The following is an 18,002-nucleotide window of genomic DNA, read 5'->3' as shown; positions in this document are numbered from 1 at the left end:
GCCATGGGAAATGAGATGGACAAGAAGCCCACGCTCACGCGCGAGGAGAAGCTCGCGCTGCTCGCGAAGCGGTTGGAGAAGAAGCCCCGGCCCGCGTTGCCGCTGACGTTCTCCCAGCAGCGGCTGTGGTTGCTGGAGCAGCGCTCACCCGGGCTGCCTGCCTACCACCTGCCGCGGGTCCTGGAGCTGTCCGGCCGCCTGGACGTGGCCGTGCTGGAGCGGAGCCTCCAGGAAGTGGCGCGCCGCCACGAGTCGCTGCGCACGCACTTCGGCGAGGTCTCTGGCACACCGGTGCAGTTCGTTGACCCCCAGGCACGCCTGCCGTTCACGGTGGAGGGACTGGAAGACGTTCCGGAGGCGGCGCGTGACGCCGCCGTGCGGCAGCGCATCCAGCTTGAGCTGGAGACACCGTTCGACCTGTCCCGCGGCCCGCTGGCTCGCGGGGTGTTGCTGCGCGTGGCGCCGGAGCGCCACGTGCTCCTGGTGGTGGCGCACCACCTCAGCGCCGACCGTGTGTCCCTGGGCGTGCTCACCCAAGAGGTGGTGGCGCTCTATGTCGCCTTCGCCCAGGGGCTGCCGTCGCCGCTGCCCGCGGTGCCGCTCCAGTATGGAGATTACGCATCCTGGCAGCGGGGCAAGCTGCGCGGTGACGCGCTCGACGCGCACCTGGAGCTCTGGCGCAAGCGACTGGAGGGCGCGCCGCATGAACTGGAGCTTCCCACGGACCGGCCGCGGCGCTCCGCGACGGGAAGGGCGGCGCAGCGTGGGGCCCTGTTGCCCGTGTCCTGGGTGGAGCGGCTCGAGTCCCTGGCACAGGCCGAAGGCGCCACGTTGTTCATGGCCGTGCTCGCCGGGCTCCAGGTCCTGCTCTCACGCTACACCGGGCAGAAGGACCTGCTCATCGGCGCCTCGTACACGAACCGGGGCCGGCAGGAGACGGAAGGGCTGGTGGGCCTCTTCGTCGAGCCGCTGGTCCTGCGAGCGGACCTCTCCGGCCGGCCGGGCTTCCGTGAGCTGCTGCGCCGCGCGAAGGCGGACACGACGGAGGCCTTCGCGAACGCGCATGTCCCTTTCGAGCCGCTGCTGAAGGCCCTGGGCGTGGAGCAGGACCCGACGCGCGCACCGATGTTCCAGGTGCTCTTCGGAGAAGTCGACGCGCCGCCACCGCTCCGCGCGGTGCCAGGACTCGGCGTGCGCGTGCTCGACGCGGAGGTGTCGAGCACCGACCTGGACCTGACCCTGTTGATGTCCCGAGGCCCTGAGGGCCTTGCGCTGACTGCCACGTACAACGCGGACTTGTACGACGCGGCCACCGTTGACGGACTGTTGGGCCATCTGGAGACGCTGCTCGACGCGGCGGTGACGTCACCGGACCGGCCGGTGGAGACGCTGGCGATGCTCCGGGCCGAGGAGCGGCACCGGTTGCTGGTGACGTGGAACGGCGCGGACGAGCCCCTGCCTCCGGACGCCTGCGCCCATGCGCTGTTCGAAGCGCAGGTCGCGCGGACACCGGACGCCACCGCAGTGGTGTCCGGCGGTGAGGCCGTGGCGTATCGCGAGCTGAACGCGCGGGCGAACCTCGTGGCGGCGCGTCTGCGCACGCTCGGCGTGGGCCTGGAGTCCCGAGTGGCCGTGTGCGTAGAGCGCTCGGTCGACTTGCTGGCGGCGTTGCTGGGGGTGCTCAAGGCGGGCGGCGCCTACGTGCCGCTGGACCCGGAGTATCCAGCGGAGCGGCTGGGCTACATGCTGGAGGACAGCGGTGCTCGCGTGGTCGTGGCGCGGCAGCCGTACCGCGAGAAGCTGGGCGAGGCACCGGGGCGGTTGTGGCTGGACGTGGCTTCGCTCACGCCGGACGCGGAGGGGATGACGCCCGAGCCGGCCGTCATCGTGCCACCGGAAGCCGCGGCGTACGTGCTCTACACGTCAGGCTCCACGGGGCGGCCGAAGGGCGTGGTGGTGCAGCACCGCTCGCTGGTGAGCTTCATCCGCGCGGAGTGGCAGGTCTGCCCGGTGGCGCCGGGCGACAGGGTGCTCCAGTTCGCGTCCATCAGTTGGGACACGAGCGCGGAGGAGATCTATCCGTGCCTCACGCGCGGCGGCACGCTGGTGCTGCGCACGCCTGAGATGCTGGACGTCCCGGACGTCTTCCTGGCCCGGTGTGAAGCGGCCGGCATCACCCAGCTCAACCTGCCCACGGCCTTCTGGCACGAGGTGACGGCGAGCCTGGATGAAGGCAAGGCGCGTCTGCCCTCCGGCTTGAAGTGGGTCGTCATTGGCGGTGAGCGCGCCATCCCCACGCGGGTATCGCAGTGGCGGCGGCGCGTGGGCCGCGCCGTTCCTCTGCTGAACACCTACGGTCTCACCGAAGTGACGGCGGTGGCCACGGCCGTGGACCTGACCACCGACGCGGAGGACTCCGGGCGCGAGGTGGCCATTGGCCGGCCGCTGACGAATGTCCGCGTCTACGTCCTCGACGGTGAGCTGGAGCCGGTCCCCGCGGGCGTGGTGGGCGAGTTGTACGTCGGTGGCGAAGGCGTGGCGCGAGGGTATCTCAGCCGGCCGGAGCTGACCGCGGAGCGGTTCGTCCCCGCGCCCCATGGGAACGGGGCGCGGCTGTACCGCACCGGCGACAAGGCGCGTTGGCGGCGGGACGGCGTCCTGGAGTACCTGGGCCGGGGTGACTCGCAGGTGAAGGTGCGCGGTCATCGCATCGAGCCCGGTGAGGTGGAGTCGGCGCTGCTCGGGCAGTCGGGCGTGCGCGAGGCGCTGGTCGTGGTGCGCGAGGATGCACCGGGCGACAAGCGACTGGTGGCCTACGTGGTGCCCCGTGATGGGCGCATGCTGGAAGGCGGCGAGGTGCGCGCGGGCTTGGAGTCGCGCCTGCCGCGATTCATGGTGCCGCAGGCGGTGGTGGCGCTGGAGCGGCTCCCGCTGCTTCCGAACGGGAAGGTGGACCGCAAGGCGCTCCCCGCGCCGGAGGCGGTGAGGGAGCCCCGAAGGGAGGCGCACGTCGCGCCGCGCACGCCCGTGGAGCAGATGCTCGCGGGCTTCTGGGCGGAGGTGCTGCGCCTGGAGTCGGTGGGGCTGCACGACAATTTCTTCGAGGTGGGCGGACACTCGCTGCTGGCCATGCAACTGGTCGCGCGGGTCCGTGAGGCCTTCCGGGTGGACCTGCCGCTGCGCGACGTCTTCGAGTCGGCCACGGTGGCGGCGCTCGCGGAGCGGATCTCCAGAGCGGTGGCGACCGCGGGCATTCCGGCGCCTCCGCTGAAGCGGATGGAGCGCGGCGGAACGGCGCCGCTGTCATTCGCGCAACAGCGCCTGTGGTTCCTGGCGCAGCTCGACCCGGCGAATACGTCCTACAACCTCTGGGCGCCCGTGCGCGTGACGGGGGCGCTGGACGTCGGTGCGCTGGCACGGAGCTTCGAGGCGTTGGTCCGCAGGCATGAATCGCTGCGCACCACGTTCCGCGCCGAAGGTGGAACGCCGGTGCAGGTCATCTCCGCGGAGACGCAGGTGCCGCTGGAGGTGGTGGACCTGTCCGGGTTGCCGGAGGGCGAACGCGAGGCCGCGGCGAAGGCTCGGACGGAGGCGGAGGTGGGCCGTCCGTTCCAACTGGAGCAGGGGCCCTTGCTGCGCACGGCGCTGCTCAAGGTGTCCGAGCAGGAGCACGTGCTGGTGCTGGTGATGCACCACATCGTGTCGGACTACTGGTCCATGGGCGTCCTCGTGCGGGAGGTTGCCGCGCTCTACGAGGCCTTGTCCCAGGGGCGGACGGCGCGGTTGCCCGAGCTGTCCGTGCAGTACGCGGACTTCGCGCTGTGGCAGCGCGACTGGCTCAAGGGGCAGGTGCTGGAGGCGCAGCTCGCGTACTGGCGAAAGCAGCTCACTGGCGCGTCGCGAGCGTTGGAGCTGCCCACGGACAAACCGCGACCCGCCGCGCAGACGTTCCGGGGCGCGAACCTGCATGTCCTGTGGCCGAAGGCGCTGTGGCGTGAGGTGGAGTCGCTCGGCCGACGCGAGGGCGCGACGCCCTTCATGGTGTTGCTGGCCGCGTTCCAGACGGTGCTTTCGCGCTACTCGGGCCAGGACGACGTGAGCGTGGGGGCTCCCATCGCGGGGCGTTCGCACTCGGAGACGGAGGGGCTGATTGGCTTCTTCGTCAACACGCTGGTCCTGCGCTCGAAGCTGTCGCCCTCGCTGAGCTTCCGCGCGCTGTTGGGGCAGGTCCGCGAGGTGACGCTGGGCGCGTATGCGCACCAGGACGTGTCATTCGAGAAGCTGGTGGAGGAGCTCCAGCCCGAGCGTGACTTGAGTCGCAGTCCGCTGTTCCAGGTGACGCTGACGCTTCAGAACACCCCCGCCGCCGAAGTCCAACTGAAGGGCATCACCCTCAAGGGACTGGCGGCGGAGGAGAAGACGTCGAAGTTCGACCTGTCCCTGGTGGTGGAGGAGGTGCCGGACGGAGTCGTGGCGATGGTGAACTACAACAGCGACTTGTTCGAGGCCGGGACGATGGACCGGATGCTCGGACACTTGAAGGTGCTGTTGGAGGCCGCCGTCGCTGATCCGGAGGCGCGGCTGGCCGAGCTGCCGCTGATGGGCCGTGAGGAGCAGCAGCGGTTGGTGACGGAGTGGGGTGGGACGGCGTCTACGTACCCGCGCGATGCGAGCCTGAGCGTTCTCTTCGAGGAGCAGGTGCAGCGGACGCCGGACGTGGTGGCGGTGGAGTACGAGGACGAGCGGCTGACGTACGCGGAGTTGAACCGGCGTGCGAACCAGCTGGCGCACCACCTGAAGGGCATGGGAGTGGGGCCCGAGGTGCGGGTGGGCTTGTGCGTGGAGCGCTCACTGGAGCTGGTGGTGAGCGTGCTGGGCATCCTGAAGGCGGGGGGCGTGTACGTACCGCTGGATGCGAGCTACCCGCTGGAGCGACTGGCGTGGATGAAGCAGGAGGCGGGTGTCGCGCTGCTGGTGGCGCAGGAGAAGCTGGCGGACGAGGTGGCCGCGGGCGGCGAGCTGGTGGTGTGCGTGGACACGGAGTGGGACACGCAGATTGCCTTGCAGCCGGAGAGCACGCCCGTCGCCAACGTGAGCGGGAGCAACCTGGCGTATGTGATGTTCACGTCGGGAAGCACGGGGAAGCCGAAGGGCGTGGGGGTGCCGCACCGAGCAGTGTCGCGCTTGGTGCTCGGGACGGACTTCGCGCACTTCGGGCCGGAGGAGGTGTGGCTGCAGCTGGCGCCCATCTCCTTCGACGCCTCGACGTTGGAGGTGTGGGGCGCGCTGCTGCACGGCGCGAAGCTGGTGGTGTACCCGGCGGGGACGCCGTCGCTGGAGGAGTTGGGCCGCAAGCTGGAGTCTTCAGGCGTGACGTCGTTGTGGCTGACGGCGGCGCTCTTCGAGCAGATGCAGGCGCGGCAGCCGAAGGCCTTGGCCAGTGTCCGCCAGTTGCTGGCGGGCGGCGACGCGCTGCCGGTGTCGCGCGTGAAGGAGCGGCTGGCCGCGGGCGGTGTGCTCATCAACGGGTACGGCCCGACGGAGAACACGACGTTCTCCAGCACGTACCGGATGGAGAAGCCGGAAGAGGTGGGCGCTTCGGTGCCCATCGGCCGGCCGGTGAAGAACACGGTGGCGTACGTGCTGGACGGTGGGATGCGCCCGGTGCCAGTGGGCGTACCGGGCGAGCTGTACGTGGGCGGAGACGGGTTGGCGGTGGGGTACGTGGGGCGCCCGGAGTTGACGGCGGAGCGCTTCGTGCCGAGTCCATACGGCGACGGAGAGCGGCTGTACCGAACGGGCGACGTGGTGCGGTGGCTGAGGAACGGGGCGCTGGAGTTCCTGGGCCGAGCGGACACGCAGGTGAAGGTGCGTGGCTACCGAATTGAGCTGGGCGAAGTGGAAGCGGCGCTGGCCCAGCACGGTGGCGTCAACGAAGCCGTCGTGGTGGCTCGCGAGGACGGGAATGAAGGCAAGCGGTTGGTGGCCTACGTCACGGCGCAGGAAGGCGCCTTGCTGGACGCGGGTGCGCTGAGAAGCCACGTGAAGCAGCGGCTGCCGGAGTACATGGTGCCGTCTGCGTACGTGGTGCTGGAGGCGCTGCCGTTGACGCCCAACGGCAAGGTAGACCGCAAGGCACTGCCAGCCCCGGATGCACAAGGTCCGAAGACGGCGCACTTCGAGGCGCCTCGGACCGCGACCGAACAGAAGCTGGCGTCCATCTTCACCGAGGTGCTCAATGTCGAGCGCGTCGGGCTCGACGGAGACTTCTTCGAGCTGGGCGGCCACTCGCTGCTGGCCACGCAGTTGGTGTCGCGCGTCCGCGAATTCTTCCAGGTGGAACTCCCCCTGAGAGACGTCTTCGAATCGCCGACGGTGGAGAAACTGGCCCTCCGGCTGGAGGAAATGCAGGCGGGGGCTTCAGCCCTTCACGCACCGCCCTTGAAGCGAGCGCCACGGTTGGGAGCACTGCCGCTGTCATTCGCGCAGCAGCGGCTGTGGTTCCTCGAACAACTGGAACCAGGGAGCCCCGTCTACAACATCCCCTTGGCCATCCGACTTTCGGGCGCTCTGCGGGTGGATGCACTGGAGCGCGCGCTCTGTGAGTTGGTGCGCCGTCATGAAGTCCTTCGAACGACGTTCCGCGCAGAGGGCGGGACGCCCGTGCAGATTGTCTCCCAGCAGGCGGTGAACGCCCTGCCGGTGGTGGACCTGTCGTCGCTCTCGTCCGACGCGGCCGAGGCGGAGGTCCATCGACTGCTGCGTGAGGAGGCACTCCGCGGATTCGACCTCGCCAGTGGACCGTTGCTTCGCACGCGATTGCTGAAGTGCTCCGAGGCGGAGCATGTGCTCCTGGCGAACATGCACCACATCGTCTCGGACGGGTGGTCCATGGGCGTCATCGTCCGGGAACTCGCGGGCCTCTACGGTGCCTTCCGCGAAGGACAGCCGTCGCCGCTGCCCGAACTGGACGTGCAATACGGTGACTTCTCCTCGTGGCAGCGCGCCTGGCTGGAGAGTGGCGCGCTTCAGCGGCAACTGGACTGGTGGCGTCAGCAGCTCGAAGGAGCCCCTCAGGTCCTCTCGATTCCCACGGACAGGCCGCTGCCCGCGGTTCAGACCTTCCGGGGCGCGAACCTCCCGGTGAGCCTCCCACCGGCGCTGTCCTCAGGCGTGAAGGCGCTGGCGCAGCGGCATGGCGCGACGCCGTTCATGGTGCTGCTGGCGGGCTTTCAAGCCTTGTTGGCCCGGTACTCGGGGCAGGACGACCTGGTGGTGGGAACGCCCGTCGCCGGACGCAACCGGGCGGAGACGGAGGGGCTCATCGGCTTCTTCGTCAACACCCTGGCGCTGCGGGCACGTCCGTCCGCGGAGAAGCCGTTCCTCACGCTGCTCCGCGAGGTGAAGGACGCGGCGCTGGGCGCCTACGCGCATCAGGACGTTCCCTTCGAGCAGCTCGTGGAAGAGCTCCAGCCGGAGCGCACCCTCAGTCACTCGCCGCTGTTCCAGGTGATGTTCTCCCTGCAGAACACGCCTGTGCCGGAGGCGCTCGTGCCCGGGCTGTCGATGAGCGCGATGGACACGGAGATCGGCGCCGCGAAGTTCTTCCTGACGCTGGCGTTGGAGGACCTGTCGGAAGGCTTCTCCGGTGTCTTCGAATACAACGCGGACCTCTTCGAGACGGCCACCATCCAGGGCATGGCCGCGCACTGGCTCACGCTGTTGGCGGCTGCCGTGGCCTCCCCGGACCGCCGTTTGTCCGAGCTGCCGCTGCTCTCTCCTCAGGAGCGGCATCAGCTCCTGGTCGAATGGAACGACACCGCGGCGGAGTATCCGCGCGATACGCCCGTGCACGTGCAGTTGGCGAACCTTGCGACGCGCATGCCGGAGACGGTGGCGCTCGCCTGGGAGGGTGGGCAGCTCACCTTCGCGGAGTTGATGGCCCGCAGCCACGTGCTGGCGGCGCACTTGCGGCGGCTGGGGGTTGGCCCCGAGGTCCGAGTGGGCCTCTGCGCGCGCCGCTCGCCGGAGCTGGTGGTGGGGCTGCTCGCCATCCTGGAGGCCGGTGGGGCCTGGGTGCCGCTGGAGCCGGAGGCTCCCCGTGAGCGACTGGCGCGCATCCTGGAGGACGCGGCGCCCGCGGTGCTCCTCACCCAGCGGGCGCTGCGGGACGTGATGCCCGCGGCCTCGATGCCCATGGTGTTGCTCGAGGATGACCTTGGGGCAGCCGCGGCCGAGCCTTGGAGTTCGAGCGCGTTGGCGGACAACGCCGCCTACGTCCTCTTCACCTCGGGGTCTACGGGACGTCCCAAGGGCGTGCTCGTCTCCCACCGCGCATTGGCGCGACACACGGCGTGGTTCATCGCCGCGTTGAAGCTGGGCACGGGAGACCGGGTGTTGCAGAAGGCCTCTGCTGGCTTCGACGCCTCGGTGCCCGAGCTGCTGGCCACGCTGGTCTCTGGTGCTCGGCTGGTCATCGCACCGCCCGATGCCGAGAGCGACACCGAGGTGCTGCTGGCCGCGTTGGAGCGCTTGCGGGTCACGGTGCTCCAGTTGGTTCCGTCACAGCTGCGCGTCCTGTTGGCGCATGAAGATGTGGCGCGAGCCTCGGGCCTGAGGGTGCTGGTGTCCGGGGGCGAGGCGCTGCCGGTGGAGCTCGTTCACCAGGCCCGGGCGCGGCTGCCGTCCACGACCGTCATCAATGCGTACGGGCCGACCGAGACCACGGTCGATGCCACGGCCTGGCTGGGAGGCGACCTGGGCGAAGGCCCCTTCGCGCCCATTGGTCGGCCCATCGCGAACACCCAGGCCTACGTCCTGGACGCACAGGGCCAGCCAGTCCCAGTGGGCGTCCCGGGCGAACTCTTCGTCGGTGGAGAGGGCCTGGCTCGCGGCTACGTGGGCCGGCCGGACCTGACAGCGGAGCGCTTCGTGCCGGACGCCTTTGCTCGTGCGCCGGGCGCCCGGCTCTACCGCACGGGTGACCAGGCGCGGTGGCGCTCGGGAGGCTCGCTGGAGTTCCTGGGTCGCGTGGACACGCAGGTGAAGGTGCGGGGTCACCGTGTCGAACCCGGCGAGGTGGAAGCGGTGCTGGCGGAGCACCCTGCCGTCCACGTCGCCGTGGTGGTGGCGCGGAAGGATGCTTCGGACGAGCCGCGGCTCGTGGCCTACGTGGTGCCAGGGGAGGCGTCAGGAGCCGTGGAGGCCGCGGCGCTGCGGGCCTTCCTGGGGGAGCGTCTGCCTCCGGCGATGGTGCCTTCGTGGTTCGTCGTCTTGGAGTCGCTGCCGCTGCTCCCCAGTGGGAAGGTGGACCGCAAGGCGCTGCCCGCCCCAGACGTGGACGTCAGCGAGCGACAGTACGTCGCACCGCGCACCCCGACGGAAGAGCTGCTCTGCGGATTCTTCAGCCGGGTGCTGGGCGTGGAGCGCGTAGGCATCCACGACGGATTCTTTGAACTGGGGGGCCACTCGCTCCTCGCGACGCAGTTCGTCTCGAGGGTGCGTTCGGCCTTCCGGGTGGAGCTCGCGCTGCGGGAGTTGTTCGAGGCGCCCACGGTGGCGGAGCTGGCGCGTCGCATTGAACAGGCGAAGCGGTCCGGGGTCGAGCTACCGGTGCTCCGAAGCCCGGTGGTGCCGCGCGCCCGTGAGCTGCCTTTGTCGTTCGCGCAGCAGCGGCTGTGGTTCCTGGATCAGCTCCAGCCGGGGAGCGCGTTCTACAACGTGTCCGCGGTGGTGAAGTTGACGGGCCCATTGGACCCGCGCGCGCTGGAGTGGAGCTTCGAGGAGTTGGTGCGCCGCCATGAGCCCCTGCGGACGACCTTCCGCGCCGAGGGTGGAACCCCGGCGCAGGTCATCTCGGCCGAGCCGACTCTTGCTTTCGCCGTGGTGTCCCTGGAAGCGCTGGAGGACACCGGGCGTGATGCCGCCGCGAAGCGCTGGGCTGAAGAGGAAGCCCAGCGGCCCTTCGACCTGAAGAAGGGCCCGTTGCTGCGAGCCACGCTGCTTCAGCTGCGGGAGCGGGAGCACGTCCTGGTGCTGGTGATGCACCACATCGTGTCGGACGAATGGTCCATGGGCATCCTCGTGCGCGAGGTGGCCGAGCTCTACGAGTCGCTGTCCCAGGGACAGCGCTCCTCGTTGCCGGACCTTCCGCTCCAGTACGGCGATTACGCCGTCTGGCAGCACGCGTGGCTGGCGGACGACGTGTTGGAGACGCAGCTCGGATACTGGCGACAGCAGCTCGCTGGAGCGCCGAGTGCGTTGGAGTTGCCCACGGACAAGCCTCGCCCGGCGACGCAGACATTCCGCGGGGGCATGCAGGAGACGATCTGGCCCTCCGAGCGATGGGCCGCGGTGAAGGCGCTCGGGCAGAGAGAGGGCGCGACACCGTTCATGGTGCTGCTCGCGGCCTTCCAAGCGGTGCTGTCGCGCTACTCGGGCCAGGACGACGTGAGCGTGGGATCGCCCATCGCGGGACGCACGCGTGAGGAGACGGAGGGGCTGATTGGCTTCTTCGTCAACACGTTGGTGCTGCGGACGAAGGTGTCCCCGGTGTTGAGCTTTCGCGAACTGTTGGCACAGGTCCGCGAAGTGACGCTGGGGGCGTATGCGCACCAGGACGTGCCGTTCGAGAAGCTGGTGGAGGAGCTTCATCCTGAGCGTGATCTGAGCCGGAGCCCGTTGTTCCAGGTGACGCTGACGCTGCAGAACACACCTTTCTCCGAGGTCCAACTGCGGGAGTTGACGCTGACGGGCGTCGACGCCGAGGAGAAGACCTCGAAGTTCGATTTGTCGCTGCTCGCGGAAGAGGTGCCGCACGGGTTCTCCGTGGCGGTGAACTACAACAGCGATCTGTTCGAGGCCGCGACGATGGAGCGGCTGCTGGGGCACCTGCGGGTGTTTCTGGAAGCCGCTGTGAGCGCGCCAGAGACGAGGCTGGCCGAGCTGCCGCTGATGGGCAGCGAGGAGCAGCAGCGGTTGGTGAAGGAGTGGAGCGGGACGGCGTCGGCGTACCCACGCGATGCGAGCCTGAGCGTTCTCTTCGAGGAGCAAGCGCAGCGGACGCCGGACGCGGTGGCGGTGGAGTACGAGGACGAGCGGCTGACATACGCGGAGTTGAACCGTCGCGCCAACCAACTGGCGCACCACCTGAAGGGCATGGGAGTGGGGCCCGAGGTGCGGGTGGGCTTGTGCGTGGAGCGCTCACTGGAGTTGGTGGTGAGCGTGCTGGGCATCCTGAAGGCGGGAGGCGTGTACGTACCGCTGGATGCGAGCTACCCGCTGGAGCGACTGGCGTGGATGAAGGCGGAGGCGGGTGTCGCGCTGCTGGTGGCGCAGGAGAAGCTGGCGGACGAAGTGGCCGCGGGTGGCGAGCTGGTGGTGTGCGTGGACACGGAGTGGGACACGCAGATTGCCGTGCAGGCGGAGAGCACGCCCGTCGCCAACGTGGGCGGGAGCAACCTGGCGTATGTGATGTTCACGTCTGGAAGCACGGGGAAGCCGAAGGGCGTGGGGGTGCCGCACCGAGCGGTGTCTCGCCTGGTGCTGGGGACGGACTTCGCGCACTTCGGGCCGGAGGAGGTGTGGCTGCAGTTGGCGCCCATCTCCTTCGACGCCTCGACGTTGGAGGTGTGGGGCGCGCTGCTGCACGGCGCGAAGCTGGTGGTGTACCCAGCAGGGACACCGTCGCTGGAGGAGTTGGGCCGAAAGCTGGAGTCTTCAGGCGTGACGTCGTTGTGGCTGACGGCGGCGCTCTTCGAGCAGATGCAGGCGCGGCAGCCGAAGGCCCTGGCCAGTGTCCGCCAGTTGCTGGCGGGCGGCGACGCGCTGCCGGTGTCGCGCGTGAAGGAGCGGCTGGCCGCGGGCGGTGCGCTCATCAACGGGTACGGCCCAACGGAGAACACGACGTTCTCCAGCACGTACCGGATGGAGAAGCCCGAGGAAGTCGGAGTGTCGGTGTCCATCGGCCGGCCGGTGAGGAACACGGTGGCGTACGTGCTGGACGGTGGGATGCGTCCGGTGCCAGTGGGCGTACCGGGCGAGCTGTACGTGGGCGGAGACGGGCTGGCGGTGGGGTACGTGGGGCGCCCGGAGTTGACGGCGGAGCGCTTCGTTCCGAGTCCGTACGGTGAGGGAGAGCGGCTGTACCGCACCGGGGACGTGGTGCGGTGGCTGAGGAACGGGACGTTGGAGTTCCTGGGCCGAGCGGACACGCAGGTGAAGGTGCGTGGCTACCGAATTGAGCTGGGCGAAGTGGAAGCGGCGCTGGCCCAGCACAGTGGCGTCAACGAAGCGGTGGTGGTGGCCCGCGAGGATGGCGAGGGCAAGCGACTGGTGGCGTATGTGACCGCGCAAGAGGGCGCGGAACTGGAGGGCAGTGCGCTGAGAAGCCACGTGAAGCAGCGGCTGCCGGAGTACATGGTGCCGTCGGCGTACGTGGTGCTGGAGGCGCTGCCGTTGACGCCCAACGGCAAGGTGGACCGCAAGGCGCTGCCCGCGCCGGATACAGAGCGTGCCGCAAGCGCTCGCTTTATTGCACCGCGAACACCTGCTGAACAGAAGCTGGCGTCCATCTTCGCGGAGGTGCTGAACGTCGAGCGCGTCGGTCTCGACGGGGACTTCTTCGAGCTGGGCGGGCACTCGCTGCTGGCCACGCAGTTGGTCTCGCGCGTTCGCGAGGCCTTCCACGTCGAATTGCCTCTACGGGACGTCTTCGAGGCGCCCACGGTAGAGAAGCTCGCCCAGCGGCTCGACACTGCGGCGAACGGCGTACAGGTTCTGCATGTGCCGCCGCCGACGCGAGTCGAGCGAACCGGGCCGTTGCCGCTGTCGTTCGCGCAGCAGCGCCTTTGGTTCCTCGACCAGTTGGAGCCGGGCAGCTCGTCCTACAACATCCCTATCGCCGTGAAGCTGACGGGGACGGTGCGGGTGGACGCGCTGGAGCAAGCCTTCAGGGCGCTGGTGCTCCGGCACGAGTCGCTGCGCACGACCTTCCAGAGCAACGGTGGCGCGCCGGTTCAGATCATCGCAGCGGAGTCGGAAGTCCAGCTGCGCGCGGTGGACCTGAGCGGCTTGTCCGGGGCGGAGAGAACTTCGGAAGCCCAACGCCTGATCGCCGAAGAGGCAGCGCTTCCGTTCAGCCTGACGCGCGGCCCATTGCTGCGCACGGGATTGCTGAAGCTGTCCGAGCAGGAGCACGTGCTGGTGCTGGTGATGCACCACATCGTGTCGGACGGCTGGTCCATGGGCGTGCTCGTCCGCGAGGTCGCCGCGTTGTATGAGGCGTGCTCGCGGGGCCTGCCGTCGCCGCTGCCGGAGCTTCCGCTCCAGTACGCGGACTACGCGGTGTGGCAGCGCGAGTGGCTCCAGGGAGAGGTCCTGGCGTCACAACTCGCCTGGTGGAAGGACCAGCTCCAGGGAGCCTCGCAGGCGCTGGAGTTTCCCACGGACAAGCCGCGTCCCGCGGTGCAGACGTTCCGTGGCGCCAGCCGGGAGGTGCAGTGGCCGCGCGACCTGTGGGAGTCGGTCAAGGTGCTCGCGCATCGTGAAGGTGCCACGCCATTCATGGTGCTGCTCGCGGCGTTCCAGACGGTGTTGTCGCGCTACTCGGGGCAGGACGACGTTTGCGTGGGCTCGCCCATCGCCAACCGCACCCGGGCGGAGACGGAGGGGCTGATTGGCTTCTTCATCAACACGCTCGTCCTTCGTGCGCGACTCGCCGGAAACCCCACGTTCCGGGAGCTGTTGGCGCAGGTTCGCGAACGGACGCTCGGCGCGTATGCGCATCAGGACATCCCTTTCGAGCGACTGGTGGAAGAACTCAAGCCCGATCGCGACTTGAGCCGCAGCCCACTCTTCCAGGTGATGTTCATCCTGCAGAACACGCCCACCGTGGAGCTGCACCTGCCGGGCTTGACGCTGGCGGGAATGGACGGTGACTCGCGCACGTCGAAGTTCGACCTCACCTTGGAGCTGACCGAGACACCGCGGGGGTTGTCAGTCAGCACCGTGTACAACAGCGACCTCTTCGAGCCCGAGACGATGGACCGGCTGACGGGCCATCTGCGCGTGTTGCTGGAGGCCGCGGTCCAGACACCGGATGCTCGGTTGGGCGAGCTGCCGCTGCTGGGCGCAGAGGAGCAGCGTCGGCTGCTCGTGGAGTGGAACGACACCCGCACCGACTTCGTTCCCGACACCATCCAGGCCCTCTTCGAGAAGCAGGCCGCGAAGACGCCTGAAGCGCTCGCGGTCGTCGCGGAAGACTCGCGGCTGACCTACGACGCGCTGAACCGGCGGGCCAATCAACTGGCGCACCACCTGCGTTCGCTGGGCGTCGGTCCGGATGTTCCCGTGGGCTTGTACCTGGACCGCTCGGCCAGCGCCCTGGTGGGCCTGTGGGGCATTCTCAAGGCGGGTGGGGCCTATGTGCCGCTGGACGTCACGTTCCCGGTCGAGCGCATCCGAAGCGTGCTCGCCGACGCGGGGGTCCGGGCGCTGGTCACGCAGGCGGCCCTGGCGGAGGCTCTGCGCTGGGACGCGGGCGAGGTGGTCCGTCTGGATGCGGACGCGTCTTCTCTGTCGGAACGGAGCGAGCGCAACCCGGAGCCCGTGGCGGCGCCGGAGAACCTTGCCTACGTCATCTTCACCTCTGGCTCCACGGGGCGGCCGAAGGGCGTGGCCATCGAGCACCGGCAACTGGTGCATTACGTAGACGGCGTCACGCGCCGGTTGGACCTGCCGGGAGGCGCGTCGTTTGCCTCCGTGTCCACGCTGGCGGCGGACCTGGGACACACCGCTGTCTTTCCGACGCTCTGCCGAGGCGGCGCGCTGCACCTCGTGTCTCGCGAGTGCGCGTCGGACCCGGCCGCCCTGGCCTCGCTCTTCGAGCGCGAAGCCGTGGACTGCCTGAAGATCGTCCCCGCGCACTTGCAGGCGCTCCTGGCCTCCGGGAAGCCCGAGCGGGTATTGCCACGCCAGCGTCTGGTGCTGGGCGGTGACGTCTCGGATTGGGCGCTGATGGACCGGGTGCACGAACTGTCACCGGACCTGGTGGTGTTCAACCACTACGGGCCCTCCGAGACGACCGTGGGCGTGCTCACGCTCTGGGTGGAGCGTGGACCGCGGGGCCGTGTGACGGCGTCGGTGCCGCTGGGGCGGCCGATTCCGAACGCGCGCGTCTACGTGCTGGATGCGTACCTGCGCCCGGTGCCGGTGGGTGTGCCAGGGGAGCTGTGCATCAGTGGAAGGACCGTGGGCCGCGGCTACCTGCGCCGGGCGGAGCTGACCGCCGAGCGCTTCGTGCCGGATGCGTACTCGGACGAGCCGGGGGCGCGGATGTACCGGACGGGAGACCGGGCTCGGCTGCTCGCGGATGGCCGGGTGGAGTTCCTGGGTCGCATGGATGACCAGCTCAAGGTCCGCGGCTACCGCGTGGAGCTGGGCGAGGTGGAAGCGGCGCTGGAGCGGCACTCCGCGGTGCGTGAGTCGGTCGTGGTGGCTCACGCGCGCGGGACGGACGGCAAGCGCCTGGTGGGCTACGCCGTGCCGAAGCCGGGCCACACACTGGAGGCCGACGCGCTTCGTGACTTCCTGGGCCAGACGCTGCCCGAGTACATGGTTCCGCAGGCGTTGGTAGTCCTGGAGGCGCTGCCGTTGACGCCCAACGGCAAGGTGGACCGCAAGGCGCTGCCAGCGCCGGACTTCCAGGCCGTGGACACCGAGGCTTTCGTCGCGCCGCGCACGGCCACGGAAGCGCTGGTGGCGGGGCTGTTCTCCGAGGTGTTGGGGCTCGACCGTGTTGGGGTCCACAGTGGCTTCTTTGAACTGGGAGGGCACTCGCTGCTGGCGACGCAGGCCATCTCCCGGATTCGTGGCGCCTTCGGTGTCGAGCTGCCATTGAGAGACCTCTTCGAGGCACCCACGGTGGCCGCGCTCGCCGAGCGGGTGGACCGTTGGGTGCGCGCCGGAGCGGGCTTCGCCGCGCCTCCGTTGAAGCCGCGGGCGGGACGGACGAGCGTCCTGCCGCTGTCGTTCGCGCAGCAGCGCTTGTGGTTCCTGGAGCAGCTCGCGCCGGGGAGTGCCTTCTACAACGTGCCGGCGGTGGTGAAGCTGTCGGGGCCGCTCGACGTGCTCGCGCTGGAGCGCAGCTTCGACGCGCTGGTTCGCCGTCATGAATCCCTGCGGACGACCTTCCGCGCCGACGGCGGGGCGCCCGTGCAGGTCATCGCACCCGCGGGGCAGGTGGCGTTCACGTTCGAGGACCTGAGCGGGCTGCCTGACGCGGAGCAGGAGGCACAGCGCCGAGCGGAAGTAGAGGCACTTCGGCCGTTCGAGCTGGCTCAGGGGCCGTTGCTGCGGACCACGCTGCTTCGTCTCGGCGAGCGGGAGCACGTCCTGGTGCTGATGACGCACCACATCGTTTCCGACGGCTGGTCCATGGGCGTCCTCGTGCGAGAAGTCGCGGCGCTGTACGAAGCCTTCTCCCAGGGCCGTCCATCCCCCCTGCCGGAACTGCCGGTGCAGTACCCGGACTACGCGGTCTGGCAGCGCGAGTGGCTGAAGGGCGAGGTGCTGGAGGCGCAGCTCGGGTACTGGAAGCAACGTCTGGAGGGAGCGCCCGCGGCGCTGGAGTTGCCGACCGACAAGACGAGGCCCGCCGTCCAGACGTATGGCGGAGCTCTGCGGCACGAGGTGTGGCCCAAGGCACTCTGGCGCGACATGGAGGCGCTCGGCCGGCGTGAAGGTGCGACGCCGTTCATGGTGCTGCTGGCGGCTTTCCAGGTGGTGCTGTCCAAGTATGCAGGGCAGGAGGACGTGTGCGTGGGGGCTCCCATCGCGGGGCGCACGCAGGGAGAGACGGAGGGGCTGATCGGCTTCTTCGCGAACATGCTGGTGCTGCGGACGAAGGTGTCTCCGGCGTCGAACTTCCGTGAACTGATCGCTCAGGTGCGGGAGGTGACGCTGGGGGCGTATGCGCACCAGGACGTGCCGTTCGAGAAGCTGGTGGAGGAACTCCAGCCCGAGCGTGACCTGAGCCGGAGTCCACTGTTCCAGGTGACGCTGACGCTGCAGAACACGCCTGTGACGGAGGTGGCGCTCGGGGGCGGACTCACGCTTTCCGGCCTGGACTCGGAGGGGCGGACGTCGAAGTTCGACCTGTCACTGGTGGTGGAGGAGGTGCCGGATGGCGTGGTGGTGGCGGCGAACTACAACACCGACCTGTTCGAAGCAGAGACGGTGCGCCGGCTGCTCCAGCATCTGCGGGCTCTGCTGGAGACGGCCATCGCAGGGCCGGAGAAGCGGCTACTTGATCTGCCGCTGATGGGCAGCGAGGAGCAGCAGCGGTTGGTGAAGGAGTGGAGCGGGACGGCGTCGGCGTACCCACGCGATGCGAGCCTGAGCGCGCTCTTCGAGGAGCAGGCGCAGCGGACGCCGGACGCGGTGGCGGTGGAGTACGAGGACGAGCGACTGACGTACGCGGAGTTGAACCGGCGTGCGAACCAGCTGGCGCACCACCTGAAGGGCATGGGAGTGGGGCCCGAGGTGCGGGTGGGCTTGTGCGTGGAGCGCTCACTGGAGTTGGTGGTGAGCGTGCTGGGAATCCTGAAGGCGGGGGGCGTGTACGTACCGCTGGATGCGAGCTACCCGCTGGAGCGACTGGCGTGGATGAAGGCGGAGGCGGGCGTCGCGCTGCTGGTGGCGCAGGAGAGGCTGGCGGACGAGGTGGCCGCGGGTGGTGAGTTGGTGGTGTGCGTGGACACGGAGTGGGGCACGCAGATTGCCTTGCAGCCGGAGAGCACGCCCGTCGCCAACGTGGGCGGGAGCAACCTGGCGTATGTGATGTTCACGTCTGGAAGCACGGGGAAGCCGAAGGGCGTGGGGGTGCCGCACCGAGCAGTGTCGCGCTTGGTGCTCGGGACGGACTTCGCGCACTTCGGGCCGGAGGAGGTGTGGCTGCAGCTGGCGCCCATCTCCTTCGACGCCTCGACGCTGGAGGTGTGGGG

Annotated in this window: 1 protein-coding gene; it reads left to right on the top strand. The window is 69.3% G+C overall.

Annotated features, from left to right (window positions below; translation table 11 throughout):
• Positions 1-3 precede the first annotated feature (3 nt).
• A partial coding sequence (locus HV826_RS14845; RefSeq protein ID WP_176417662.1) for a non-ribosomal peptide synthase/polyketide synthase occupies positions 4-18,002 on the top strand: 17,999 nt, incomplete at its 3' end.

Origin of the sequence: Myxococcus sp. AM010, assembly GCF_013372585.1 — a bacterium.
In the GTDB taxonomy this organism is placed as follows: Bacteria; Myxococcota; Myxococcia; order Myxococcales; family Myxococcaceae; genus Myxococcus; species Myxococcus vastator.
This window is presented reverse-complemented; position numbering and strand designations above follow the sequence as displayed.